Origin of the sequence: Maribacter aquimaris (genome assembly GCF_014596745.1) — a bacterium.
GTDB classification, from domain to species: domain Bacteria; phylum Bacteroidota; class Bacteroidia; order Flavobacteriales; family Flavobacteriaceae; genus Maribacter_A; species Maribacter_A aquimaris.
This window is the reverse complement of the sequence record NZ_JABTCF010000005.1, coordinates 44,214-67,425: the sequence shown is the minus strand read 5'-3', so window position 1 is coordinate 67,425 and position 23,212 is coordinate 44,214. Positions and strand designations below refer to the sequence as shown.

Genomic DNA, 23,212 nt, shown 5'->3' with positions numbered 1-23,212 from the left:
CAAAGTAAAGCAAAATGTTATCCAAGGCATCCTGATAAAAAAATCGGGGTGCCTTTGTTTTTTACAATAACTCATAAATATATTGCCAATTCTTAGGGTAAATCATATATTTGCAGGCTGTTGAGAAAAGCACACTTAAAATATTCATTACCAATGCAAAATAAAGGACTTATAAAGCTTTTTGCCTTCTTATTCGGGCTCGTTAGTATCTATCAATTATCATACACGTTTATTACGGCTAAAATTGAAAACGATGCTGAAGAATATGCAATCAATAAAATATCGAATTCCGAGGAGGATTATCTTTCGAAAAGGGAAGAAGTTGAACTCAGTTATCTCGATTCCATTGGAGGCAATTCAATATTAGGATATACCACGTATAATGAGGCTAAACAGAAAGAGCTGAATAAAGGTCTTGACCTTAAAGGTGGAATAAACGTAACACTGCAGATATCTGTAAAGGATATCTTGAAAGGTCTCGCTGATAACACAAACAGTCCTATCTTTAATAAAGCCTTGGCCGATGCCGATGCCGCATCCAAGAGTAGTGATGATACTTATGTAGATCTATTCTTTGAGGCATTCGATAATATTAAGGGAGATACCAAATTGGCCTCACCTGATATTTTTGCGAATAAAGGGTTAAGTGATGAGGTGAACTTTCAAATGACCGATGATGAGGTTAAGCCCATCATACGAAGAAAGATCGATGAGTCCGTCGTTTCCGCTTTTGAAGTATTACGGGAACGTATCGATGGATTTGGGGTTACACAACCTAATATTCAAAGGGAAGGGAATTCCGGTCGTATTTTGGTCGAATTGCCAGGGGCAAGGGATATAGCAAGGGCCCAAGAGCTTTTGTCAAGCACCGCCCAGTTGGAATTTTGGGAAACCTATGAGCAGAACAATCCTAGTTTTGGAAACTTTATTGTTGCTGCCAATGAAAAACTAAAGTCACTTGTTAAAACGGAAAAAATCGAAGAGCCGGTAAAAGAAGAGTCTGAATTGGATTCCTTATTATCCGATGTAACCGATTCCTTGGATCTTGCAAGTCAAGTAAATCCTTTATATGATATCCTATTGCCTGCCAATCCTGGTACCCATGCCATGTTTAGGGCAGCGGTTAAGGATACTGCCAAAGTAGGGGAATACCTTAGGATGCCTGAAATTCGAAGGTTATTGCCTGCGGATATCCAGTATACGAAGTTCTTGTGGGAGCGACCTTCTACCAGTGATGTGGAAATACTTGATCTATACGCCTTAAAATCAAATAGGTCAAATTCCCCAAGAATAAGTGGGGATGTCGTAAGTGATGCACGTGATACTTATGACGAATACAATAAGCCTGCGGTATCAATGAGTATGAACTCAAGGGGTGCTAAGGAATGGCAGAAATTAACCAGCGATGCGAATGTTAATAATACAGGTATTGCGGTTGTTCTGGATAATAAAGTATATACGGCTCCCGGTTGTTCCGTTGTAGGTGGTATTTCCGGTGGTGGTACTGAGATTACAGGTTCATTTACCGTTGAGGAAACCAAGGATATTGCCAACGTATTACGCGCCGGTAAACTTCCTGCGAAAGCGGAAATCATACAATCGAATGTTGTAGGGCCTTCTTTGGGTCAAGAGGCTATTGATAGTGGTTTTTCTTCGTTTTTGATTGCAATGGCCATTGTGTTGATCTGGATGGTGTTCTATTACGGTAAGGCCGGAATCTTTGCGGATGTTGCCTTGTTGTTGAACATTCTTTTGATTTTTGGAGTGCTGACCAGCTTAAGTGCGGTGCTTACATTACCTGGTATAGCCGGTATCGTTTTAACCATAGGTATGGCGGTTGATGCCAACGTACTTATCTTTGAGCGGATCAAGGAAGAGGTAGCTAGGGGAAAAGGAAAGTCCCAAGCGGTTGCCGATGGTTTTGGCAATGCCCTTTCATCAATTCTGGATGCCAATATCACTACTGGTTTAACAGCATTGATCTTGTTCCTTTTTGGTTCAGGTCCTATTAAAGGATTTGCGACTACCTTATTGATAGGTATCATTACTTCCTTGTTCACTGCAATATTTATTACAAGGTTATTGGTAGATTGGTATTTGAGCGGTAAGGAAAGAAGGTTGGATTTCTCAACTGCCTTAACGAAGAATCTATTCACAAACATGAATATTGATTTCTTGGCCAAACGAAAAATCGCATATATCATTTCAACGGTTATGGTTGGAATAGGATTGTTCTCTTTGTTCTTTGGACCTGGTTTGCAACAAGGGGTCGATTTTATAGGAGGACGCTCATACCAAGTTCGTTTTGAACATGAGGTGAGTCCTTCCGAGATTGCTTCTGAGTTGAATACGGTTTTTGGTAGTGGTACCAATGTGAAAACCTATGGTGAGGCCAATCAAATTAAAATAACAACTCCCTATAAAGTGGAAGCGGAAGGGGTAGAGGTTGATAATGAGATTCAGGATAAACTCTATACATCCCTGCAAAAATACCTTCCCGACGGAACTACCAAATCCGATTTCATTGTCGGTAGTGCGGATAAAGCGGTAGGTATCATGCAGTCCGTTAAAGTAGGGCCTACCATTGCGGATGATATTAAGAAGAATGCCTTTTTAGCCATCTTAGGTTCTTTGGCGGTGGTGTTCCTATACATTCTTTTGCGTTTTAGAAAATGGCAATTTTCATTGGGTGCGGTTGTGGCCGTATTCCATGATGTGCTGATTGTATTGGGTATCTTCTCCTTAACGGGTAAGATTATGCCATTTAATATGGAGATTGATCAAGCCTTTATTGCGGCTATATTGACCGTAATTGGGTATTCGCTGAATGATACCGTGGTGGTATTTGACCGTATACGTGAAATTATCGGAGAGCGTGGCTGGCGCGGTGGGGACAATGTTAACTCTGCGGTAAACAGTACCTTAGGTCGTACGTTGAACACCTCATTAACTACAATGGTCGTGTTATTGGCGATATTTGTTTTTGGTGGTGAATCGCTGCGAGGGTTTATGTTCGCTATGATCGTGGGTGTCGTTGTAGGTACTTATTCATCGATATTCATTGCGACTCCTGTCATGTTCGATACATTGAAAAGGAAGATTGCCTCAGGAGAGGAAATAGAAGAATAATCAAAAATCATTACGATAAAAAAAAAGACCGCTCTAGAGCGGTCTTTTTTTATTTAACTAAGAATCCAATAACCATTTTTTGGCTTCTTTCTCTGTGGTGAATATTTCGCACTGAAAACCAAAATTGCGAATGAAGGTAGCCGTGACCTCATATTCCAAATGCAGTTGATCATCATAGATCACACCTGATATTTTGTAATGGGGTTTGAATCCGATGTCGGTCATTTTATCGGTAAGTACAAAAGTATTGTCCAGTTTGAGCCTTTTGTCCAATTTGGATATGGCCAATATTTTGGTGAGGCCGTGTTTTTCGCACGCAATGGGTATTTTTGACCATGCTTCAAAGGTTTCACCCAGTTCATCAACAGTATCACGACTGCCGTTAAATTCAGCTTCCAGGTACTCATCATGTACGGTCAGTTTGAGAGAGATAGGCATAAGCGTTTGTTTTTTATTTTAGTAGCCATTGTAAGGCTTCTGCTTCCAGCGTAAATGTTTTAATCGTGAAATTCAATAAGGCCGCGCAATTTTCTTCCCTAAGAATACCTAACGATGACCTCAGTTGTTTCAAATATGTCGGTTGGCGGTAATCGGCCTTCTGTCTTAGAACGAACCAGTATTCGGTTCAATTTATATAATTCGCGAAGATCGGTTATATTTTTCCAAATACCTATACCCCCCTTTGCTTTATTTCCTACGGTTCTTTCACCGGTCAATTCTATTTTTGAATAGGGATTTTCAATCTGATGGGTAAGCTCTACTGGCATTTTAATTCGGTAAGGTTGCTGAACTGGAAAAGTAAATAAATATAGCCTTTTGGGCGGAATTGCCAAATGACATCCATCAGTAGTGAAAATACAACTTTAAGATTTTGTAATTAGTCCTTTAGAACCCTCTTTGGTTTTTTGTAATACGAATTTGTATTGGGGTAGCAAGTTGGGTTCAGTCCTGTGGGATACAAAAATGATTGTAGACTGACTCTCTTTTGCGATTTTATTGACCAATGAAACCAATAATGCTGCGGATTCATCATCTAGTCCGGCAGTAGGTTCATCTAAGATCAACAGTAGAGGGTGTTTAACCATGGCCCTTGTCGTCATCACCAAACGTTTTTGGCCCATGGTCAAATCGTGGAAAAGTGTGTCTTTCAAATGCCACATGTCAATAAGTTGTAACCATTCTTTGGCCAATCGTAATTGGGCTTCCGTTGGTTGTACATATAATCCGATAGAATCCAGGATACCGGAAATCAACATATGCTCCAACGTGTGGTATCCCGTAAACTTGTCGGTCATAGATGGGGTAAAATAACCAATGTTCTTTTTTATGTCCCATATGCTTTCCCCACTTCCCTTTTTGTTTCCAAAAAGATAGAGTTCTTGTCCATAACCCTTAGGGTTCTCTCCGGTAATCATGGAAAGAATGGTGGTCTTACCACTTCCATTGGGTCCACTTAGTTCCCAAAATTCCCCCTTTCCTATGTGCCAGGTTATGTTCTCTAATATGGGCCTTTCGCTATAACTGACATTTACATTGTTGAGCTGTATCAACAAGTCGTCTTTATAGTCCATTGGTTTTAAAGGCTGGGGTATGTTACCCGTGAATACCTGGTCCTTCCCTGTGTTTGTCAAGGATTCCAAAGTTATTGGCTCAATAATGGTATTCCCTTCAAGTTTGGCATAGTTGGCAATAAAGGGCAAAAGGTCATCCTTCCGGCTTATGATTTGAATAATGGTAGTGTGCTTGGCAATGTCATTAAGCTGCTTTTGTAGCGCTTCTTGAAACTGCTTGTCGAGATTGTCAAAAGGATTGTCCAGTACCAAATAATCAGGTTTCGATTCCAATAAATGATGCAGAAGTACCCTCTTTTGTTCCCCACTCGACATGGAATGCAAACTTTGATGGTTTCCATGGGGTATGCCACTATGGCCATGTCGACTTTCCTCATCGATGAATTTAAGTAAGGTCAGTTTGGAGAATAAGGCTCCCCTTAGTTCTGAAAGTGATTCAAATGGGTTAGCGGGGGAGCTACTGAAAAGTGTCTCGGTGAACTTGCCAATGTTGGAGGTGTTGTCAATGAAAATAGCCCAATGTTTCTCTTTCTTCATGCCTTGAAACAATTTTTTGTCAAATATACGTCGTAAGGGAAGCATATTAAAAGGTTTGATAAAATAGGTTTTACCCTTGTTTTGAACAAACCGATATAATAAGGTTATTGAAATGATTTTATATTGTTTATAAGGTTGGTCACCTTTGTTTTTTGAAAATAATAAGGTATTTTCCATGCTCGGTTTAGCCGATTAAAATGATATGGAAATGGAAAAAGGGATGACACTTGATACTGTTGAGAAAGAAATGGGTAAAGCCTATAAAGGGCTTCGGTTTTTGCTTGAAGCCCTATATGAGGTTTTGATTGAAAATGGCGAGGCTGATATAGCAAAGTTTATCCCCTGGATCAATAAGGGCCAACTGCATGAACTCCCCATCACTCCCAAAACCATCCAATTGTATTCGCTCGTGTTTCAATTGGTGAATATGGTAGAAATAAATAATGCAGTCCAGAACCGAAGGTCTTTGGAAGAAGACGATCTTGCGGGGGTAAATGGTCTTTGGGCCGCTAACCTTAAATTTTTGAAGGAAAGGGGAATGGGCGAGAAGGAGATCATACCTTTGTTAAAGGAAATATCCATAGAGCCTGTCCTTACGGCGCATCCCACCGAGGCTAAAAGGGCCACGGTTTTGGAGCACCATCGTGAGCTGTACCTGTTGTTGGTGAAATTGGAGAACACCATGTATTCAAAACATGAAAAGACCCATATCAGGAATACCATAAAATTGAGTTTGTACCGTCTTTGGAAAACCGGTGAGATCTATTTGGAAAAACCCGATGTGGAATCCGAATTGCGAAACATTGTACATTATTTGGTGAATGTTTTTCCAGAGGTTATCCCAATCGTAGATCAGCGGTTGGAACAGGCTGTGGATGTGTTGGACCTGAATAAGGGTGCTATCCAAAGAAATCATGCCTATCCCAAAATCACCTTTGGAAACTGGGTTGGGGGAGACCGTGACGGTCATCCTTTGGTGACTGCCGATGTTACACAAAATACACTGTTGCATCTTAGGCTTAATGCCTTTGTGGTCATCGGTCGAAAATTGAATGAATTGGTTCGTCGGCTTAGTTTTAGCGTTCCCTTGGAAAAATGTTCCAAAGCCTATCAAGAACGCACCTACGAAATGGTTGCCGAATTGGGTGAACGTGGAGCTAAGGTATTGCACCGTAATGTAGGGGAGGCTTTTCGGCAAATGATCTCTTTGATGATCGCAAAATTACCGGTGGATACAGAGCGCGGGCATGCTACAAAATTATCGAAGACCCAAGGGGCGTATATACATTCCTCCCAGTTGCAATCGGATCTTCGATTGTTGCAAAAAGAATTATTGGGGTATGGGGCAAAGTCCACAGCCTATGAGGAAGTGACTTCAGCCCTGCGTATTGTGGAGGTTTTCGGTTTTCATCTTGCGGCGTTGGATATACGTCAGAACAGTGATTTTCACGATAAGGCCATTGGGCAGCTTTTAAAGGCGGCACATTGGGACGAAAGTTCCTATATGGATTGGGATGAAGAAAAAAGAATTGCCTTTTTATTGAAGGAATTGGAACATGCCAGACCATTTGTGCATGTAAAGATGCCATTGGACAAGGAAGCGAAGGCGGTAATGGATTGTTATCGAACAATTGAGGAACACACAGCCATCTATGGTTTTAATTGTATTGGATCGTTTATTGTGAGTATGACCCGTTCGTTCTCAGACCTCATGACCGTTTATCTTTTGGCCAAAGAAGCCGGACTCACGTTTATGGAAGAGGAAGGTTTGGTTTCAAAAATCCATGTGGTGCCGCTGTTGGAGACCATAGAGGATCTTGAAAATGGTCCTGCCATCCTGGAAGCCTACTTTTTAAATCCAATCGTGCAACGTTCATTAAAATACCATCAGGAACAACAAGGTCTAAAACGACCTATGCAACAGATCATGATTGGTTATAGTGATAGTAATAAGGATGGTGGTATCATGTCCAGTAACTGGCATTTGTACAAGGCCCAATACAAATTGGCGCAGTTGGGCGAGGAATATAATATCGATATACGTTTCTTCCACGGTAAGGGTGGCTCCATCAGTAGGGGGTCTGGCCCCACACATTATTTTATTAAGGCACTGCCGTATAATTCCCCCAATGGAAATGTCCGGTTGACCGAACAAGGGGAAACCATTGCCCAGAAATATGCCCATAAAGTGAATGCGGCTTTTAATCTGGAATTATTGGTGGCCAATACCCTGAGCAAAACATTAATGGATAAAAACAATGATCGCAGCTATCATGATAATGCTGAGATTATTGAATGGTTGGCTGAAGAGAGTAAAAATCAATATACCAGCCTAATAAACTCCGATGGTTTTATAGCGTACTTTAGGGCTGCAACACCTATAGATGCCATAGAAACCAGTAAGATTGGATCTAGGCCTTCCAAAAGGACAGGGGCGAATACCTTGGCGGATTTAAGGGCAATACCTTGGGTCTTTTCTTGGAGTCAGGCCAGTTACCATATGACCAGTTGGTACGGATTGGGTTCTGCCTTGAAAAAATTGAAGACCGAACGACCAAAGCAATATCAAGAACTTAAGCAGGTGATAGAGACAGACTCCTTTTTAAAATATGTATTTACCAATGTCGATAGTAGTCTTGTTGCTACCGACGAGAAGACTATGGGATTATATTCGGAGCTTGTCCCTGATGCGGAATTGAAGCATAGGTTCCTTACAAAATTTTTGGATGAATTGAAGTTAATGCACCATCATATGGATGATCTAACGGGGAAACCTATAGAGGAAAGGCGAAAGGATCTGTATTATTCCAATCACCTAAGAGCACCCTTGATGGATAGTTTGCATGCGAAGCAAGTGGCGTTGTTGGATCGGTGGAGAACGGAGAAAATCAATAATCCTGAGGCTGCCCAAACAACCCAAATAGAACTTATGCTTACAATCAATGCCATAGCAGGAGCCAATCGTAATACGGGTTGATCAGTGGGTGGAATTAAGAAAACGAGTAGGTCCTATTTGTTGATGACGCGATAAATATGGACTGGGTTGTTTTTATAGGTTGTGGTCTTATCCCATAACATTCCGTTGTTTAGGGCTACCCGTTGTGAGGGTTTGTTATCTACATGGATTATGGAAATCAGGGAATTGGACAATTTATGTTCAAAGGCAAAGGATTTACATTTTTTTGCCGCTTCCGTGGCATACCCTTTCTTTCTGTGTTCAGGGAGTAAAGAGTATCCTATTTCGAGCTCGTCAATACCGTCTACGGTTTGTTTGAGTAATCCGCATTGCCCTATAAAAATTCCAGTTTCTTTATGAATAAGGGCATTCATGCCGCCTAAATTGTTCTGGTAACGAAAAAAAGCCTTATCAAACCATTTTTGGCAGGCTTTTTCGGGGCGTAATATTTCTTCAGACCAATACTCGGAACTCGTTGGGTCGGAGAAGAAAGGGAGCCAATCATGGAAATCGGATGGTTCCAGCTCTCTGTAAATCAATCTTTCAGACGTCTCTCCGCGTAAAAGACAATCCACTTTGCTAGTCTTTTTTGAACTCCACCCTGTCGCCAACTTCAAGGAGCCATTTTTCCGAAAGGCCTGCATTTACCTCCAAAGCGTATTTTGCCGGTACCTGGGAGGGTAACAACGTTTCGTCAAAAGGGAGGGCATTTTCCTGAAAGCTGACGATGTTCAGGTTCTCATCAATAAATATGATATCCAAACCAAATTCGGTGTTCTTCATATGAAAATAATGCTGCCTTACATCGGGGAAGATGAAAAGCATTCCTTGGTTTTCATCCATTCCCTTGCGGTACATAAGTCCGGTTTCGGTTTCATAATCCGACTCCGCTATCTCAATATCCAAAGAGGTAAGGACAGAATCGGTCTGTGCTTTGTATATGGTCAGCGTGCCTTCTTTGGTAAAGGTCACAGCTTCCGTTTTGATGACTTTCTTGGTGTCATCCTTACAGGAAACAAATCCTATAAGCATGATCAAAATAAGAAGTGATAGCTGGCTTTGTTTTTTCATGATGTCTAGATGAAAGGACCAAGTTACAGTCAAATTAGGATTTTTGGGTGCTTGGTCTTAGCATAAAATAAAGGCCTATGATAATGAAAGGGATGCTCAACCACTGTCCTGTTGACAAAAGCCCTAGGGTTTCCTCAAAGCCCCCTTGGCTTTTCTTGACGAATTCAACAAAGAATCGAATGGTCCAAAGCACTACTAGGAATAGGCCAAAAAGATATCCCAGTTTATCCTTTTTGTCGGTTTTCCAGTACAGGTAATACAAGAGTATAAAAAGGAAAATATAACAGACCCCTTCATACAATTGGGCCGGATGGCGATACGGAATCTGATTGAGGTATTCCGAAAATTGGGCTTTGTGTTCTATGGCATCATATGCCGCGTTCAGTGTTTTTTCCTTGGTAATGGCCAAGGCCTTTGAAGGATGCATGTCATCTGAATCGCGAATGAACTTGGTGGCGAAAATAAAGGATCCATCGGTTATCTTACCGTTGATCTCCGAATTGAAAAAGTTGCCCAAACGAACACAGAAGGCACCAATGGAGACGGGAATAACGATACGGTCCAAAATCCAAAGGAGTTTAAATTCAGGGAATTTTCTAGTATATAGGTACATCCCAATAATCACCCCTATGGCGGCACCATGGCTGGCCAGTCCGGTAAATCCGGTAAATTCATACCCGTTGATAAAGCCGAAAAGGGTGCTGCCCGCACTTTCCCGTATGGGCAAGAGAATCTCGGCAATATGGTTTTGGTAATAAGGCCAATCATAAAAGAAAACGTGACCTAGGCGGGCACCAAGCATGGTGGCAAGTACGGTGTAAATGAAAAGGGAGTCCAGTTGCTCAATGGATTTTTTCTCACTCGTAAAAATACGTTTCATGATGAACCATCCAAGGGCAAAAGCGGTGATCCATAGTAAGTTGTAATATTTTATCTGAAGGAAACCGATTTTGAACAGTGTTTCATTCGGATTCCAAATAAGGCCTAAAAAGTGCATATGTAAAATTTGAATCGCTAAGATAAGTATTTAGTGCAAAGTACTTCCTATGCCGATGTTGGTATTTGTTCATCTGATTGAATTTCCAATACGGCATTAAATATTTCCCAGTGTGTTTAAGGTACCGGGTCATATCCTTTTCCTCCCCACGGATGACAGCTGAAGATGCGCTTCAAAGCCAACCATCCACCTTTAAGGAGTCCGTGCTTCTTCAAAGCTTCCACGGTGTATTGGGAGCAGGTTGGACTGTATCTACAGGTCGCAGGTGTATAGGGTGAAATGGCATATTGATAAAACCGCACCAATAGCACAAAGGGTGCAATCAGTATTTTTTTTATCGTGATTTTTGTTGCCATACCCATTACGGTTTTGTTCGATTCAGGAAACACTGAACGTAGTGCCTTCCTTGCCGTCCTTCAATTGAATGCCCATGGCGGATAATTGGTCACGGATCTTGTCGGAAGTAGCAAAATCCCTATTGCTACGTGCTTCATTGCGCAATTGGATTAGCAGTTCAACAACACCTTGAAGTTTATTGGAATCTTGGTTGCTTTCTGTCTTGTGTTCCAAACCTAAAACATCGAATACGAAATCGTTGATGGTTTGCTGCAGCAGGACTTTGTCTGCGGCGGTAATTTTTTCTTTCCCCTCCTTGATCAGATTGATATGCTTAACACCTTCAAACAGATGGGCAATAAGAATAGGGGTGTTGAAATCATCGTTCATGGCGTCATAACATTTTTGCCGCCACTCGGGAATATCAAAATTGGAAACTTCCGCGGTTGGCAGATCCTTGAGGTTGTCAATCGCATCCATTAATCGATGAAATCCTTTTTCAGAAGCTAAAAGGGCATCATTGCTTAGGTCCAAAATGCTAGTGTAATGGGCCTGCATCATAAAAAACCGTACTACGGAAGCCGTAAATGGTTTGCTAAGTATATCGTTATCGCCAGAAAATATTTCACCAGGAAGTATATTGTTTCCTGTCGATTTAGCCATTTTCTTACCATTCATGGTCAGCATGTTGGCATGCATCCAATAATTGACGGGGGAGTGGCCATTGCTGGCTTCGGCCTGGGCAATCTCACATTCATGGTGTGGGAACTTCAGATCCATTCCGCCACCGTGAATATCAAAGGTCTCGCCGAGATATTTAGTACTCATGGCAGTACATTCCAAGTGCCATCCCGGAAACCCATCTCCCCAAGGTGATGGCCAACGCATGATATGCTGGGGTTCGGCTTTTTTCCAAAGGGCAAAATCCTGCGGATTCTTTTTCTCACTCTGTGCTGCCAATTCCCTGGTATTGGCGACCATGTCCTCCAATTTCCTACCGCTCAATTTGCCGTATTCGTATTTTTCGTTGAATTTCTTTACATCGAAATATACAGATCCATTGACTTCATAGGCATATCCCTTTTTAAGGATTTCCTTGATGATTTCCAATTGTTCAATGATATGTCCCGTAGCTGTTGGTTCTATACTAGGGGGTAAGAAGTTGAATTGATCCAGAATGTAATGAAAGTCCACGGTATATCGTTGTACGACTTCCATGGGTTCGATTTTTTCCAATCGAGCCTTTTTTGCAATCTTGTCCTCGCCCTCATCCGCATCATCGACCAAATGTCCGGCATCGGTAATATTACGCACATAACGGACCTTGTAGCCTAAATGGCGTAAATACCTAAAAATCATATCGAAGGACATAAAAGTCCGGCAGTTTCCCAAATGTACGTTGCTATAGACCGTAGGTCCGCAAACATACATGCCGACATGGCCTTCATTGATGGGTTTGAAGATTTCCTTTTTACCGGTAAGGGAATTGGATATCCTGAGGGTTTGTTCCTGGTACAATTGCATTATAAAGGAAGAAGGTTAAAACTTGGTTTCTAGATTCAAATATTCCAAAAATTCACTTCGGAGAGCCTGGTTTTTAAATTTGCCCCCGTATTCCGCGGTAACGGTGCTACTTTCGATATCCCTTATTCCCCTTGAATTTACACAGAGGTGCTTGGCGTCGATGACGCAAGCTACATCCTCGGTGTTCAATACCCTTTGAAGTTCACGGACGACCTGTATGGTCAAACGTTCCTGAACTTGGGGTCTTTTGGCGTAATAATCGACAATGCGATTCATTTTTGAAAGACCAACAACCGTACCGTTGCTAATGTATGCCACGTGGGCCCTACCAACTATGGGCAGTAAATGGTGTTCACAGGTTGAATAGACTGTGATGTTCTTTTCAACCAACATTTCACCGTATTTGTATTTATTGTCGAACGTAGAGGAATTAGGCATTTTCTTAGGGTCTAGGCCGCTAAAAATTTCCTTTACGAACATTTTGGCAACTCGATTTGGAGTGCCCATAAGACTATCGTCATCAAGATCAAGGCCCAAAGTGAGCATGATTTCCCGTACGTTCGTCTTAATTCGTTCTATCTTCTCATTATCGCTCAATACGAACGCATCATCACGTAATGGGGTGTCTTCGGCAGATGAGACATGGTCATTTCCGATTTCTTCATATTGCTCTTCCAATGTGCTATCCATTTTCATTTAAAAAAACTTTTGAGAACGGCAAAGATATACATTATATGGCACTTAATAGTGTAATGGCCCTATTACACAACATAAATTAGTGTTAAGGAATTCGGCCTTTTATTTTTATGGACTAGAAGTTCAAACAACGAATGAATCATAAGAGTAGTTGGATTTATTTAGCCTTTTTGTTTGGGGTTTCCTGCGTATTTTCGCAAGTTGCCCCTGACTGTGTCAATGCCGTACCTATATGTAACAATACCCCAGTGAATGGTGGTACCCTGGATTTTGGGGTCGATGATTTTTATGGGGCACAAATGACAGGCTGTTTGGAGGCAACGACTACAGGGGCCATAGAGTCGAATTCGGCCTGGTATCGATTCAGGACCGGGGCATCAGGACAATTGGGTTTTAATATCGGTTTTGATACATCGGAGGACTGGGATTTTGCGTTATATAAAACGAGCGATTGCAATGTCTTGGGGGATCCCGTGCGTTGTAACTTTTTTGACAATAAGGATGGGGACGCTTTTGTTGGGATGGGAGAAGACCCTACAGGGGGTTTGTCCAATGTGCAGTATGAAGAATGGCTCCAGGTTGAACCGGGAGAGGATTACTATTTGTTGATCAATAATTTCAGTAACAGTAATTCAGGATTTTCAATTCAATTTTCAGGGAATATATTTGTGACCAATCCATATGATGCACTGGATTGTTCCATTATCAGTAATTTATTGGGACCTCCCATAGCAGCTTGTGAAAATGATATTGTTACGCTCGATGCTACTTTGGGTACGGCCATTGCGTATGATTGGTATCAAGATAACGGACTTGGTTTTCAACCTATTGTAGGGCAGCATAATGCAGAACTTCAAGTTACTACTAGCGGTACCTACAGGGCGAATGTGGGGATGCCCGATGGCAGTACGGTGATTAGTGATGTTCAAGTGTTTTATTCGACCTTGCCTGTGGCATATCCTATTACCGATGATGCATCGTGCTCTGGGGCTAGGAGTTATGATCTTTCCCAAAAGGATATCGAGGTATTGGGAACCCAAAATCCTCCAGAATTTATCGTGAGTTACCATAATACAATGGCAGATGCTGCCAATGGTGTGGGTGTATTGCCTAAAACCCTTGAAATTGGCGGTGGTTCCCGAACGATCTATGCGCGGGTTACCTCAATAGACAATCCCAAATGTTATGATGCTTCACAGTATTTTCAATTGACTAATCTCGAATCCCCCATAATGGATTTTGATACGGAGGTTTATCTTTGCGACCAACTATTAAGCGTGGTCATAGGGGAATCCTTACCGCCAAATCCCAATTACACCTATGTATGGGATTCCGGGGAAACCACATCGAGTCTTGAAGTGTCCCAAGAAGGAACCTATACGGTTACCGCAACAAATTCGATAGGAGGGTTGACCTGTAGTGATTTTAGGACCATAGAGGTTGTCAAGTCGATAACACCAGTGATTACCGATGTGTTGATCGATGATTTACAAACGAATAATACGGTGACCGTATTGACCAATGTTACTTCGGATTTGGAATTTCAGTTGGATGATGGGGATTTTCAGGCATCCAATGTGTTTTTGGATGTACTTCCTGGTTTGCATAGGGTGACGGTTACGGATCGGAATGGCTGTGGAACCCTAACGGAACAGATTACAGTCGTAGGTTTTCCTAAATTTTTTACACCCAATGGTGATGGTCGAAACGACTATTGGCAAATTGTGGGTATTTCCGAACTAGGGAATCCCGTTGTAAATATCTATGACCGTTTTGGTAAATTGGTAAAACAGCTCAATGAAACCCATACGGGATGGGACGGACGTTATAATGGGCGTCCATTGCCCTCATCGGATTATTGGTTTGAATTGAGTTATATCGATTCCAGCGGACAACGAATGAACGCGAAGTATGTCAATAACCACTTCTCTATAAAAAGATAGCTTACAGTAAATTAGGAATTAGCGGGTATTTTATCGATAAACTGCATAAAATTTCGTCAAGATATAATAAAATAGGGGTGTTAGAGTTATACTAATTGTTACAGGTATAATGTTAGCCCCATTTTTTATGCGAACACTTATTTTTGTTCTTGGTTGTTTATTGCTGTTTTCCACAGTGTTAAATGCCCAAAACTCTCCAGATTGTCGAAGTGCCATTCCCGTTTGTGCCGATGGTCAACCTATCATGCCCTTTGTGGATGGTAGTGGGGATGTCGATGATTTTGATCCCGATGTAATTCGTCAAAGTGGTTGTTTGGAAAAAGGTAGTGTTAGTTCTGCCAATATTGAGAACAATACCTCTTGGTTCGTTTTTAGGGCCGGTACAGGGGGACAGGTAGGTTTTGATATCGAGGCATTGCCGGTAGGTGGTGTGGGAACCCCGACTGCTGAGTGGGATTTCGCGGTTTATGGTCCTTATGATCAGACCAGTGGACAAAATTTCTGTTCTATAATAAGTAGTGGTGACGATCCCATACGATGTAACTACGAGGTTAACGACACCAATTTTACAGGGATAGGTGTCAACCCCGAGAATGGGGTTGAAGGCGGACCCTTTGTAAAGGGAAGCCAGAACACCTATGATGAATGGTTGGATGTACGCCCAGGTGAGATCTACTATATCCTTATCAATAACTTCAATACCAATTTTGACGATGATCCTGAACAATTTTCATTGACCTTTACCGGCAGTTCGGTTGATGCCGACCAGGATAACGCCTTGGATTGTACATTACGTGATGAATTTTTAGGATTGGATATCGTGGCCTGTGAAGGGGATCCCGATATTGTATTGACCGCTTTGAATTCTCCAGCAGGTCCGGATATTACAAATGTGACCTGGACCGTGGATTATGATGATGATGGTACAATAGATGACACCCTTATAGGAACAGGTACGTATGGCGCGGAATATGTGGTAATAAGTCCCAATTCAGGTCGTTATTTTGCTGAGATCACAACCGCTTCTGGAACCCCGGCAACAGTAGCCGATATAGGAGGTATTTTGATTACCTTCTATGGAACGCCTGTTCTCGAACCTGGGAATGAAGTGACAGTTTTGGATGATTTGGCCGATAGCAACAATGTGCAATTCAATGTCGTGGGTAATGGGGACTATGAGTATGCTATCAATGGGGGTGATTTTCAAGAAGACCCTATATTCAATGATGTGCCTCCAGGTATCAATTCCGTTATCATCAATGACACCAATGGTTGTGGTATAACAGAGCCTATCGATTTCTTAGTGGTGGGTTATCCGAAATTCTTTACACCGAATACGGATGGTTATAATGATTACTGGAATATATTGGGTATTGAGACCCTTATCGATCCTGTCGTACATATCTTCGACCGGTACGGTAAATTGATAAAACAGTTGGATGCCACTACCATAGGATGGGATGGAACCTATAATGGTCGCCCCATGCCTTCGTCGGATTATTGGTTTAAGATGGAATATTCACGGGATGAGGAAGGCGTGATCGTGGCACGATCATTACGGACCCATTTTACATTGAAGCGATAAAAAGAGATTAGCACTAATAAAAAAAGCCCTGGACATTAATGTCCGGGGCTTTTTTTATAGGATGTCCTTAGGTTAAAAATTCATGGTGTAACTTAAGGTTACATTGGTGTTTTTCTTGTTGATCAAAGCAGGTGTGCTAAACCCGGCATCGAACAATTGCATATTGTAGTCCTGTTCTATTCTGTTTACGGCGAGATCTAATCGACTTCCTCCGAAATTATAACCAATACCTCCTGAATAGCCGTTTAAATCCCCTATGTTGTTGCCATCGGCATACGGACTTTGTTCAAAACGATATCCCGCCCTAAGGCTCACTTGGTCAATGCGATATTCACCCCCCAGTCTCATGGAAGAAACCCCATCGAGACTATTGGCGATGGTAGAGTTGACCTGCGAAAAACTGGAGTCACCCTCTGGTCTCAATTCGGCTTGGGACATATCTTGATAGCTATAGTCGAAACTTAGAAGTCCGTCCTTACCGAAAACCAAGGCTACACTTCCTGTCAGTTTGGCGGGTGTCTTAATCGTATAGGCCTCAAAAAGATTCACAATATCATGGTTGATGAAGTTAATGTCCTCAGCAGCCAAAGTGGAATTGATCCGTTGAGAAAAATCATCGGTCAATCGATACCATGTTGGGGATTGGTAGCTACCACCGACCCTAATATTTTGATTTAACTTTGCAATAGCCCCCAAATTAAATGAGAATCCGGAACCTTCTGTGTGTAAAAAGTTTGAAAATTCCGCTCTTTGGATGGGGGAATCCGTATCGTAATTGGTTTCGCGCAGTTCATCGATTTGATCGTAAAAAACCGTATGGAAGTTCAAGGAAGCCCCTAGGTAAAGGTTGTCTTTGTATTGGGTGCCAAAGTTAACGTTGAATTTTCCATTGTACCCGGATGTAAATCGAGAGTAATCCTGGCTTACCGTGTTGTATAGGGCGTTACTAATATAAGTAGTTGTGGCGTCATCCATATCTACAGGGTCTATGATACCTCCGTAATACCCTAAGAAGGCTTGTTGGTCCTGGAAGCCTTGGGTGGCACCAATATCCAAATAACCGTCCTCAATGTATTCATTACTGCGTAATAAGATGGATCCAAACGGAACACCGCCTGCATAGGATAAAAAGTAATTATCAAGGCCTTGGTCGCTGTTTCCGGAAACCCTGAACTCATCATCGTAACTCTCTACCAAGTCATAATTGATGGCAATGGCCATTTTCTTCCAGTCAGAGTCACTTCTGCTTCTAAAAACGAATACCCCACCAACTTGGTTTATATTCAAGTCATTGTCAGTGGCACCAAGGCTGCTGCCAAAATAGGTCGATGTATTGTCCGTGCTGTAATTAGAGCCCGATATAGTAAACTGGCTATTGCTGAATACGGCAGAGCCCGCGGGATTTATATTCAGGGCGGAGAGGTCGCCCCCCAAGGCCCCAAAAGCGCCGCCCATTCCTTGGAATCGGGCCGTTCCTTGTAGATTTTCATGACTGTAACGCAATACGTCATTCATATTTTGGGCACTTGCCATCGCGCAAGCCAATAGCACTATGAAAGTTAAATATCTTTTCATTGTAAATGATTTTTATCTCGGTATTGATTTTTATTTGACTTATTGACCCCTTCCTCCACTTCTTGATGAGCTTGAAGATGATCGTCCCGAAGACGATGATGATGATCTGGATGACCCAGAACTTCTGTAGCTACTGCTACTTGGGCTACTGGAACTGCCAGAGGATTTATAGCTGCTTGATCTTGGAGCAGTACTTCGGTACGATTGTGAGCTTTTTGAGCTGCTTCCAGAACTCCTGTATGAACGGGAGGTACCGGTACGGCTTCCAGAACTTTTATATGTTGATGTTCTGGGTGTGGTAGCCCTTGATGAACTTCGGGTACCTGTAGATCCACTTCGGTAAGTGCTACTACTTGGAGCAGTACTTCTGTTGTAGTACGAGCTCGACCTGGATGATGAGTTGTATCTTGGGGTGGCACGTGTACTTCTACTGGTGCGGTATGCCTTATTTTGATCAACACCTACGGTTCTTCGTGATGTTGAACCACTTCTATATGTGCTCGAACTTCTTGCTGTGCTATTGCTTCGCACGCCACTGGTCCTTGCTGTGGTGCTGTTACTTCGATATCTAGGGGAAGTACTTCGTGTAGTTGCATTGGATCTTCCTCTAAGCGCCCTGGCCGAACCATTGCTGCTTAGGTTGTTGGTGTTGTAGTATCCTCGTCTGCTTCTATTATAGGCGTAACTTCTTGGGTATCCGTATCGGGAATAAGGTCTGTTGTAATAGCTATTGCCATAGTGGCCATAACGACCGTAGGGGGAATACCAGCTACCCCATCCATATCCGTAACCATATCCGTAGTATCCACCGTAACCCCAATTGTTCCAGGCCCATGGGTTGTAATATCCACCCCATCCATAAGAGCCATAGTATCCGCCGTAACCCCAGTTGTTATATAACCAAGGGTCGTTCCAGCCCATACCATAGTAACCTCCATAACCATAGTTGTTATAACCGCCGCCATAGATATTGATGCTTATGTCAGTGGTATTGTCACCCCAGGCACCATAACCTTCGTAGTCATTTTCGGGTTGGTAATAATCGGTCAAATCACCTTTTTCGGGAATACTGTCATATTCGGATTCACTGGAATATGAATCGATATCTGTGAATACTTCACTTTCGAGTATTTCATCATATTCATTGGCTTTTTGCCCAAAATAATCCTGATATGGGTCATGTTCCTTTTGCTTCTCTACTTGTTGTGGGGCCCTTTCGACAACACGAACGTTGTCGTCAGCGTAAATCCCGTCATTGTCGTAGTATGAGGCTTGCTCATACGAACCGCAGGAGACTGCCAAAATGCCTACAAGAACAAGAAGGGACGCAGTGCGAAATCTTGAGAGGGGTAGAGAATGTATCATGGTTTCAATTTTTATTGTTGAACATATTAAAAATAGTTAGTTTTACCGAACTATTTACATAATAATAACACAAGTTTTGTGCCAAACTACGCATAATGGGTAAAAAATTGACAAAGAGAAGTGAGGATTATTCCAAATGGTATAATGAGCTGGTTGTAAAGGCTGATTTAGCTGAAAACTCAGGGGTTAGAGGGTGTATGGTCATCAAACCGTACGGCTACGCCATTTGGGAAAAAATGCAGGCGGCTTTGGATAAGAAGTTCAAGGAAACCGGGCATGAAAATGCATATTTCCCATTGCTTATCCCGAAATCGTACTTAAGTAAGGAAGCAAGTCATGTTGAAGGTTTTGCCAAGGAATGTGCGGTAGTCACCCATTACCGTTTAAAGAATGCCGAGGATGGAAGTGGTATCATCGTGGATGAGGATGCGAAACTGGAAGAGGAATTGATTATTAGGCCAACTTCCGAAACCATTATATGGGATACTTATAGAAAATGGATACAATCCTATCGTGATTTGCCTTTGTTGATCAATCAGTGGGCCAATGTAGTGCGTTGGGAAATGCGTACCCGACTATTTTTGCGCACGGCTGAATTTTTATGGCAAGAAGGACATACCGCCCACGCCACAGAAAAGGAGGCCATCGAAGAGGCAGAGCAAATGATGGACGTTTATGCCGATTTTGCCGAAAACCATATGGCTGTACCAGTGATAAAAGGAGTAAAAACGGAAAGTGAGCGTTTTGCAGGGGCTGTAGAGACCTATTGTATAGAGGCATTAATGCAGGATGGAAAAGCCTTGCAGGCCGGAACTTCCCATTTTCTGGGACAAAATTTCGCCAAAGCCTTTGATGTGAAATTTGCATCGAAGGAAGGTAAACAAGAATATGTCTGGGCGACTTCTTGGGGAGTGTCTACCCGATTGATGGGGGCCTTGGTAATGACCCATAGTGATGACAATGGTTTGGTGTTGCCTCCAAAATTGGCACCCATCCAAGTTGTTATCGTTCCTATTTATAAAGGACTTGACCAATTGGATGCCATTTCGAAAAAAGTCGATCCTTTGGTAAAGGAATTACGGGCTAAGGGTATTTCGGTTAAATATGATGATCGGGATACCTATAAACCAGGGTTTAAATTCAATGAATATGAGTTGAAGGGGGTTCCCGTACGTTTGGCTATTGGTCAACGTGATATGGAAAATGGCACCTATGAAGTGGCCCGTCGTGATACTCTAGAAAAGGAAACCGTACCCATGGATGAGGTAATCGCTAAAATCGAGTTCCTGATGGAGGATATGCAGAAAAATATATTCAACAAAGCCTTGGACTACCGGAAAGAGCATATTACCGAGGTGGATAGTTATGGGGAGTTTAAAAAGGTTTTGGAGGAAAAAGGCGGATTTATTTCTGCCCATTGGGACGGTACCGTGGCCACGGAAGATAGAATTAAGGAAGAAACTAAGGCTACCATCCGTTGTATACCCATTGAAGGGGATACCACACCCGGGCATTGTATGGTCACCGGTGATCCTTCCGCCCGTAGGGTCTTGTTCGCCAAGGCTTATTGATAATTGATAAAATCTTTTTACAATGATCGCAGAATCGTTTTTTTAGATTGAAAAAGGCTTTATTTTCTATAATAAAAATGGTTATATTCGCGATTAAGTAAAAAAATAATAAGCAGGTGTTGCGATAGTTAAAAATAATTGTATTTTTGCATCCGCATTTTGTGCAGAGTAATGGTCCGTTCGTCTAGGGGTTAGGACGCCAGGTTTTCATCCTGGTAACAGGGGTTCGATTCCCCTACGGACTACAAGGTAATATTGAATGATTGGGATTGGAACAACAAGTAGTTTTTTGTTCCGAAAATAAGGTCCGTTCGTCTAGGGGTTAGGACGCCAGGTTTTCATCCTGGTAACAGGGGTTCGATTCCCCTACGGACTACCAAGTAAAAAGGCAAATGTCTTAAAAACATAATTTAAAGAAAAGATGGCAAATCACAAGTCAGCATTAAAGAGGATTAGAAGAAACGAAGCTGTACGTTTACGCAACAGGTACCAGCACAAAACAACCCGTAACGCTATTAAGAGGTTGCGCGGTGAAGAAAATAAGGACGATGCTTCGAAATTGTTGCCTGAGGTTGTTAGTATGATCGATAGGTTGGCAAAACGAAATGTTATCCATGCCAATAAGGCGGCCAACTTAAAGAGCAAATTGGCAAAGCACGTTGCTGCATTGTAAGATTTTCTACGGTTTATAGATATGCCCAGATGGTTTCCGTCTGGGCATTTTTTGTTTTATGATTCTTCCGCTAAGGCACGCATGGGCTTCATAAGTACGAAGCCGATGATGAAAAAGACGTACGTTGCAATAATCAGAAGGTAATGGAATTGCCTTAGATACAATTTGTCGTAGATGGGGAAATTGTAATAGGAAAGGAGCGAGATTACAGGAAAGAAAATATTGAATATCAAAAGTCCGTAACTTATCCAGGTAAGTAGATTGTGTCTATTCCCTTTTTGAATCCCACCTTCCCGAAAATAGAGGAAAATGGCGATGATCAATACTATGGATCCGATGGTGGATGCGTAAAACTGTGGGAAGATCAATACGTTATGGATAAACGGATTGATCAAGGACGCCACAATGTAAACCAAAGCGCCATACTTGATGATATCCTTGTGTTTTTTGCGCTTTACTACTTTCCAAAATATAAAATAGAAATAGAAAAAGAACACCAGGTCGTATATATTGAAAATAATATAGTTTGCGTACTGATACTTTTCAATATACACAATCTGGAAATCATCAAAGTCCCTAATAAAGAATCCCAATATTTCCGACACCATGGTGTAAATGATGATGAGGGGAAAGTACTTCAGGATACTGCTATAATAACGGTTATAGCGCAGTAGGGAAATCAATAAGGTGATCCCATAAAGCGGGATGAAATAATTATCTTTTAGAAAGTCGTACATCAATATACGGGCTTAATCCTCTTCAGGGAATGGTGGGGGTGCTCCGGTACCTTTGTTCATGGTCAAGCTTGTTCCAGCATAAAACGATGCGTTTAAGGTGGTATTTACTGTGGATTTTGGGAGGCTTGGCATGAAAGAGGCATGTGATTTCGATTCTACATTCCCTAGGTTGCCCATTCCTTTGATGGCTTTGATAGGTTTAAAGCTATCGGAAAGCAATATGGCTTCCTGTTGGGCCTTGTCTTCCCCTATGTAAAAAAGATAATCCCTTTTTCCTTTTTTTAAGGTAGGGGATAGCAATACGGAATTCTGTCTTGGGTGCAAAACCGAATCCTTATCCTGGCCATCAAAAAATGCTTTGTCGGGATAGTTTGAGAAATAGATACGAAGACCTGAGATTTCGACATTGGCCTTTTCGGCCTCTTGTTCAATATAGGCCAAGTATTGTTTTAGGGTTTTGTAGTCATAGGAGACATAACGGGCCACATCAAACTTTTTTTCCGCGTTTGCCTCATCCGAATCCGACTTGGCTTTCTTTTTTTGCTGTATTTTGGTGCCGTTCTTCCTGCGATTTATAGAATCTTCGTAACGTTGGATCAAGGGTGCTCGCCTTTTGGTATAGAAATCATACATTTCCTTGGCTTGTTCCACATGTACAATTTGTTCTGGGGCCAAAACTTCGGGGGCTACTTCCTTTTTCTTTTCTTCCTCACAACTCAAGAAGCTGAAAAGGACAATAAAAAGCATAAGGGAATGGGACAAAAACTTTTTTGCATTGATCATGACATAGGATTTAGGTTATAAAATGTTCAAGCAAAGTAAGTGGGGGAGAGCATTCTTTGCGACATAAAGATATTAAAATTACGGCAGTAACATAAAAACGGATTCGAATTTATAAGCGGGTGCTCTCAAATGATAAGGATAAACGGACAAAAAAATCACGCTA

At 41.9% G+C, this 23,212-nt stretch carries 19 protein-coding genes and 2 tRNA genes; 8 read left to right on the top strand and 13 right to left on the bottom strand.

The genetic code is table 11. The features are described 5' to 3' along the window. Nucleotides 1-153: 153 nt before the first annotated feature. The gene (secDF, locus tag HPE56_RS09540; RefSeq protein ID WP_188243550.1) at nucleotides 154-3,129 is read left to right on the top strand and encodes a protein translocase subunit SecDF; all 2,976 of its coding nucleotides are present in this window, start codon (nucleotides 154-156) and stop codon (nucleotides 3,127-3,129) included. Nucleotides 3,130-3,186: 57 nt separating this feature from the next. Here secDF and HPE56_RS09535 read toward each other — a convergent pair whose 3' ends face one another. The 3 genes from HPE56_RS09535 to HPE56_RS09525 form a co-directional block, all read right to left on the bottom strand. Further along, nucleotides 3,187-3,567 carry a hypothetical protein gene (locus tag HPE56_RS09535; protein ID WP_188243549.1) on the bottom strand — a complete coding sequence of 127 codons (381 nt, stop codon included), beginning with the start codon at nucleotides 3,565-3,567 and terminating at the stop codon, nucleotides 3,187-3,189. 98 nt (nucleotides 3,568-3,665) lie between these two features. Further along, nucleotides 3,666-3,896, bottom strand: a complete 231-nt coding sequence (locus tag HPE56_RS09530; protein ID WP_188243548.1) for a hypothetical protein — start codon at nucleotides 3,894-3,896, stop codon at nucleotides 3,666-3,668. A gap of 96 nt (nucleotides 3,897-3,992) precedes the next feature. Then, nucleotides 3,993-5,237, bottom strand: a complete 1,245-nt coding sequence (locus tag HPE56_RS09525) for an ATP-binding cassette domain-containing protein (RefSeq protein WP_188243547.1) — start codon at nucleotides 5,235-5,237, stop codon at nucleotides 3,993-3,995. Nucleotides 5,238-5,445: 208 nt separating this feature from the next. Here HPE56_RS09525 and HPE56_RS09520 point away from each other — a divergent pair, with 208 nt between their 5' ends. Beyond that, nucleotides 5,446-8,214 carry a phosphoenolpyruvate carboxylase gene (locus tag HPE56_RS09520; RefSeq protein WP_223170259.1) on the top strand — a complete coding sequence of 923 codons (2,769 nt, stop codon included), beginning with the start codon at nucleotides 5,446-5,448 and terminating at the stop codon, nucleotides 8,212-8,214. A 32-nt stretch (nucleotides 8,215-8,246) separates the two neighbouring features. On the opposite strand, the gene HPE56_RS09515 is transcribed toward HPE56_RS09520, so the two are convergent. The 6 genes from HPE56_RS09515 to folE all read right to left on the bottom strand — a co-directional run bounded on the left by HPE56_RS09515 (nucleotide 8,247) and on the right by folE (nucleotide 12,817). After that, nucleotides 8,247-8,768 (bottom strand): GNAT family N-acetyltransferase, encoded by a 522-nt coding sequence (locus HPE56_RS09515; RefSeq protein ID WP_317173195.1) that lies wholly within the window; start codon nucleotides 8,766-8,768, stop codon nucleotides 8,247-8,249. A 4-nt stretch (nucleotides 8,769-8,772) separates the two neighbouring features. Continuing rightward, nucleotides 8,773-9,264, bottom strand: coding sequence for a DUF192 domain-containing protein (locus HPE56_RS09510; RefSeq protein ID WP_188243545.1), 492 nt, complete (start codon nucleotides 9,262-9,264; stop codon nucleotides 8,773-8,775). A 34-nt stretch (nucleotides 9,265-9,298) separates the two neighbouring features. Continuing rightward, nucleotides 9,299-10,261, bottom strand: a complete 963-nt coding sequence (gene lgt / locus HPE56_RS09505; protein WP_188243544.1) for a prolipoprotein diacylglyceryl transferase — start codon at nucleotides 10,259-10,261, stop codon at nucleotides 9,299-9,301. 116 nt (nucleotides 10,262-10,377) lie between these two features. Further along, a complete protein-coding gene (gene yidD / locus HPE56_RS09500) occupies nucleotides 10,378-10,617 on the bottom strand; it encodes a membrane protein insertion efficiency factor YidD (protein ID WP_188243543.1) in 240 nt (79 codons plus the stop codon). 22 nt (nucleotides 10,618-10,639) lie between these two features. Next, the gene (gene cysS, locus HPE56_RS09495) at nucleotides 10,640-12,121 is read right to left on the bottom strand and encodes a cysteine--tRNA ligase (protein WP_188243542.1); all 1,482 of its coding nucleotides are present in this window, start codon (nucleotides 12,119-12,121) and stop codon (nucleotides 10,640-10,642) included. A 15-nt stretch (nucleotides 12,122-12,136) separates the two neighbouring features. Then, nucleotides 12,137-12,817, bottom strand: coding sequence for a GTP cyclohydrolase I FolE (gene folE / locus HPE56_RS09490; RefSeq protein ID WP_188243541.1), 681 nt, complete (start codon nucleotides 12,815-12,817; stop codon nucleotides 12,137-12,139). Between the two features lie 134 nt (nucleotides 12,818-12,951). Between folE and HPE56_RS09485 the strand changes: the two genes are divergently transcribed. Continuing rightward, nucleotides 12,952-14,760: a T9SS type B sorting domain-containing protein gene (locus HPE56_RS09485; protein WP_188243540.1), complete on the top strand. Its 1,809-nt coding sequence runs from the start codon at nucleotides 12,952-12,954 to the stop codon at nucleotides 14,758-14,760. A 127-nt stretch (nucleotides 14,761-14,887) separates the two neighbouring features. Beyond that, on the top strand, nucleotides 14,888-16,345 hold the full coding sequence (locus tag HPE56_RS09480) for a T9SS type B sorting domain-containing protein (protein WP_188243539.1): 1,458 nt from the start codon (nucleotides 14,888-14,890) through the stop codon (nucleotides 16,343-16,345). 72 nt (nucleotides 16,346-16,417) lie between these two features. On the opposite strand, the gene HPE56_RS09475 is transcribed toward HPE56_RS09480, so the two are convergent. Then, nucleotides 16,418-17,920: an OmpP1/FadL family transporter gene (locus HPE56_RS09475; RefSeq protein WP_188243538.1), complete on the bottom strand. Its 1,503-nt coding sequence runs from the start codon at nucleotides 17,918-17,920 to the stop codon at nucleotides 16,418-16,420. 39 nt (nucleotides 17,921-17,959) lie between these two features. After that, on the bottom strand, nucleotides 17,960-19,285 hold the full coding sequence (locus HPE56_RS09470; protein ID WP_188243537.1) for a hypothetical protein: 1,326 nt from the start codon (nucleotides 19,283-19,285) through the stop codon (nucleotides 17,960-17,962). A 95-nt stretch (nucleotides 19,286-19,380) separates the two neighbouring features. Here HPE56_RS09470 and proS point away from each other — a divergent pair, with 95 nt between their 5' ends. The 4 genes from proS to rpsT all read left to right on the top strand — a co-directional run bounded on the left by proS (nucleotide 19,381) and on the right by rpsT (nucleotide 21,529). After that, the gene (gene proS, locus HPE56_RS09465; protein ID WP_188243536.1) at nucleotides 19,381-20,856 is read left to right on the top strand and encodes a proline--tRNA ligase; all 1,476 of its coding nucleotides are present in this window, start codon (nucleotides 19,381-19,383) and stop codon (nucleotides 20,854-20,856) included. 173 nt (nucleotides 20,857-21,029) lie between these two features. After that, nucleotides 21,030-21,101: transfer RNA gene (locus HPE56_RS09460), tRNA-Glu, on the top strand. A gap of 59 nt (nucleotides 21,102-21,160) precedes the next feature. Continuing rightward, nucleotides 21,161-21,235: transfer RNA gene (locus tag HPE56_RS09455), tRNA-Glu, on the top strand. 42 nt (nucleotides 21,236-21,277) lie between these two features. Then, a complete protein-coding gene (gene rpsT / locus HPE56_RS09450; RefSeq protein ID WP_188243535.1) occupies nucleotides 21,278-21,529 on the top strand; it encodes a 30S ribosomal protein S20 in 252 nt (83 codons plus the stop codon). Between the two features lie 56 nt (nucleotides 21,530-21,585). On the opposite strand, the gene HPE56_RS09445 is transcribed toward rpsT, so the two are convergent. Beyond that, a complete protein-coding gene (locus HPE56_RS09445) occupies nucleotides 21,586-22,266 on the bottom strand; it encodes a hypothetical protein (RefSeq protein WP_188243534.1) in 681 nt (226 codons plus the stop codon). 12 nt (nucleotides 22,267-22,278) lie between these two features. Next, entirely contained in the window at nucleotides 22,279-23,049 is a 771-nt protein-coding gene (locus HPE56_RS09440) for a hypothetical protein (protein ID WP_188243533.1), read from the bottom strand. Nucleotides 23,050-23,212 lie beyond the last annotated feature (163 nt).

Bases quoted from the DNA above. Each gene is read 5' to 3' on its own strand.
- HPE56_RS09480 (WP_188243539.1), top strand. From the start codon at position 14,888: ATGCGAACACTTATTTTTGTTCTTGGTTGTTTATTGCTGTTTTCCACA.
- HPE56_RS09530 (WP_188243548.1), bottom strand. From the start codon at position 3,896: ATGCCAGTAGAGCTTACCCATCAGATTGAAAATCCCTATTCAAAAATA.
- lgt (WP_188243544.1), bottom strand. From the start codon at position 10,261: ATGCACTTTTTAGGCCTTATTTGGAATCCGAATGAAACACTGTTCAAA.
- rpsT (WP_188243535.1), top strand. From the start codon at position 21,278: ATGGCAAATCACAAGTCAGCATTAAAGAGGATTAGAAGAAACGAAGCT.
- HPE56_RS09470 (WP_188243537.1), bottom strand. From the start codon at position 19,285: ATGATACATTCTCTACCCCTCTCAAGATTTCGCACTGCGTCCCTTCTT.
- HPE56_RS09475 (WP_188243538.1), bottom strand. From the start codon at position 17,920: ATGAAAAGATATTTAACTTTCATAGTGCTATTGGCTTGCGCGATGGCA.
- HPE56_RS09440 (WP_188243533.1), bottom strand. From the start codon at position 23,049: ATGATCAATGCAAAAAAGTTTTTGTCCCATTCCCTTATGCTTTTTATT.
- HPE56_RS09520 (WP_223170259.1), top strand. From the start codon at position 5,446: ATGGAAAAAGGGATGACACTTGATACTGTTGAGAAAGAAATGGGTAAA.
- HPE56_RS09445 (WP_188243534.1), bottom strand. From the start codon at position 22,266: ATGTACGACTTTCTAAAAGATAATTATTTCATCCCGCTTTATGGGATC.
- folE (WP_188243541.1), bottom strand. From the start codon at position 12,817: ATGAAAATGGATAGCACATTGGAAGAGCAATATGAAGAAATCGGAAAT.
- cysS (WP_188243542.1), bottom strand. From the start codon at position 12,121: ATGCAATTGTACCAGGAACAAACCCTCAGGATATCCAATTCCCTTACC.
- secDF (WP_188243550.1), top strand. From the start codon at position 154: ATGCAAAATAAAGGACTTATAAAGCTTTTTGCCTTCTTATTCGGGCTC.
- HPE56_RS09485 (WP_188243540.1), top strand. From the start codon at position 12,952: ATGAATCATAAGAGTAGTTGGATTTATTTAGCCTTTTTGTTTGGGGTT.
- yidD (WP_188243543.1), bottom strand. From the start codon at position 10,617: ATGGCAACAAAAATCACGATAAAAAAAATACTGATTGCACCCTTTGTG.
- HPE56_RS09535 (WP_188243549.1), bottom strand. From the start codon at position 3,567: ATGCCTATCTCTCTCAAACTGACCGTACATGATGAGTACCTGGAAGCT.
- proS (WP_188243536.1), top strand. From the start codon at position 19,381: ATGGGTAAAAAATTGACAAAGAGAAGTGAGGATTATTCCAAATGGTAT.
- HPE56_RS09510 (WP_188243545.1), bottom strand. From the start codon at position 9,264: ATGAAAAAACAAAGCCAGCTATCACTTCTTATTTTGATCATGCTTATA.
- HPE56_RS09525 (WP_188243547.1), bottom strand. From the start codon at position 5,237: ATGAAGAAAGAGAAACATTGGGCTATTTTCATTGACAACACCTCCAAC.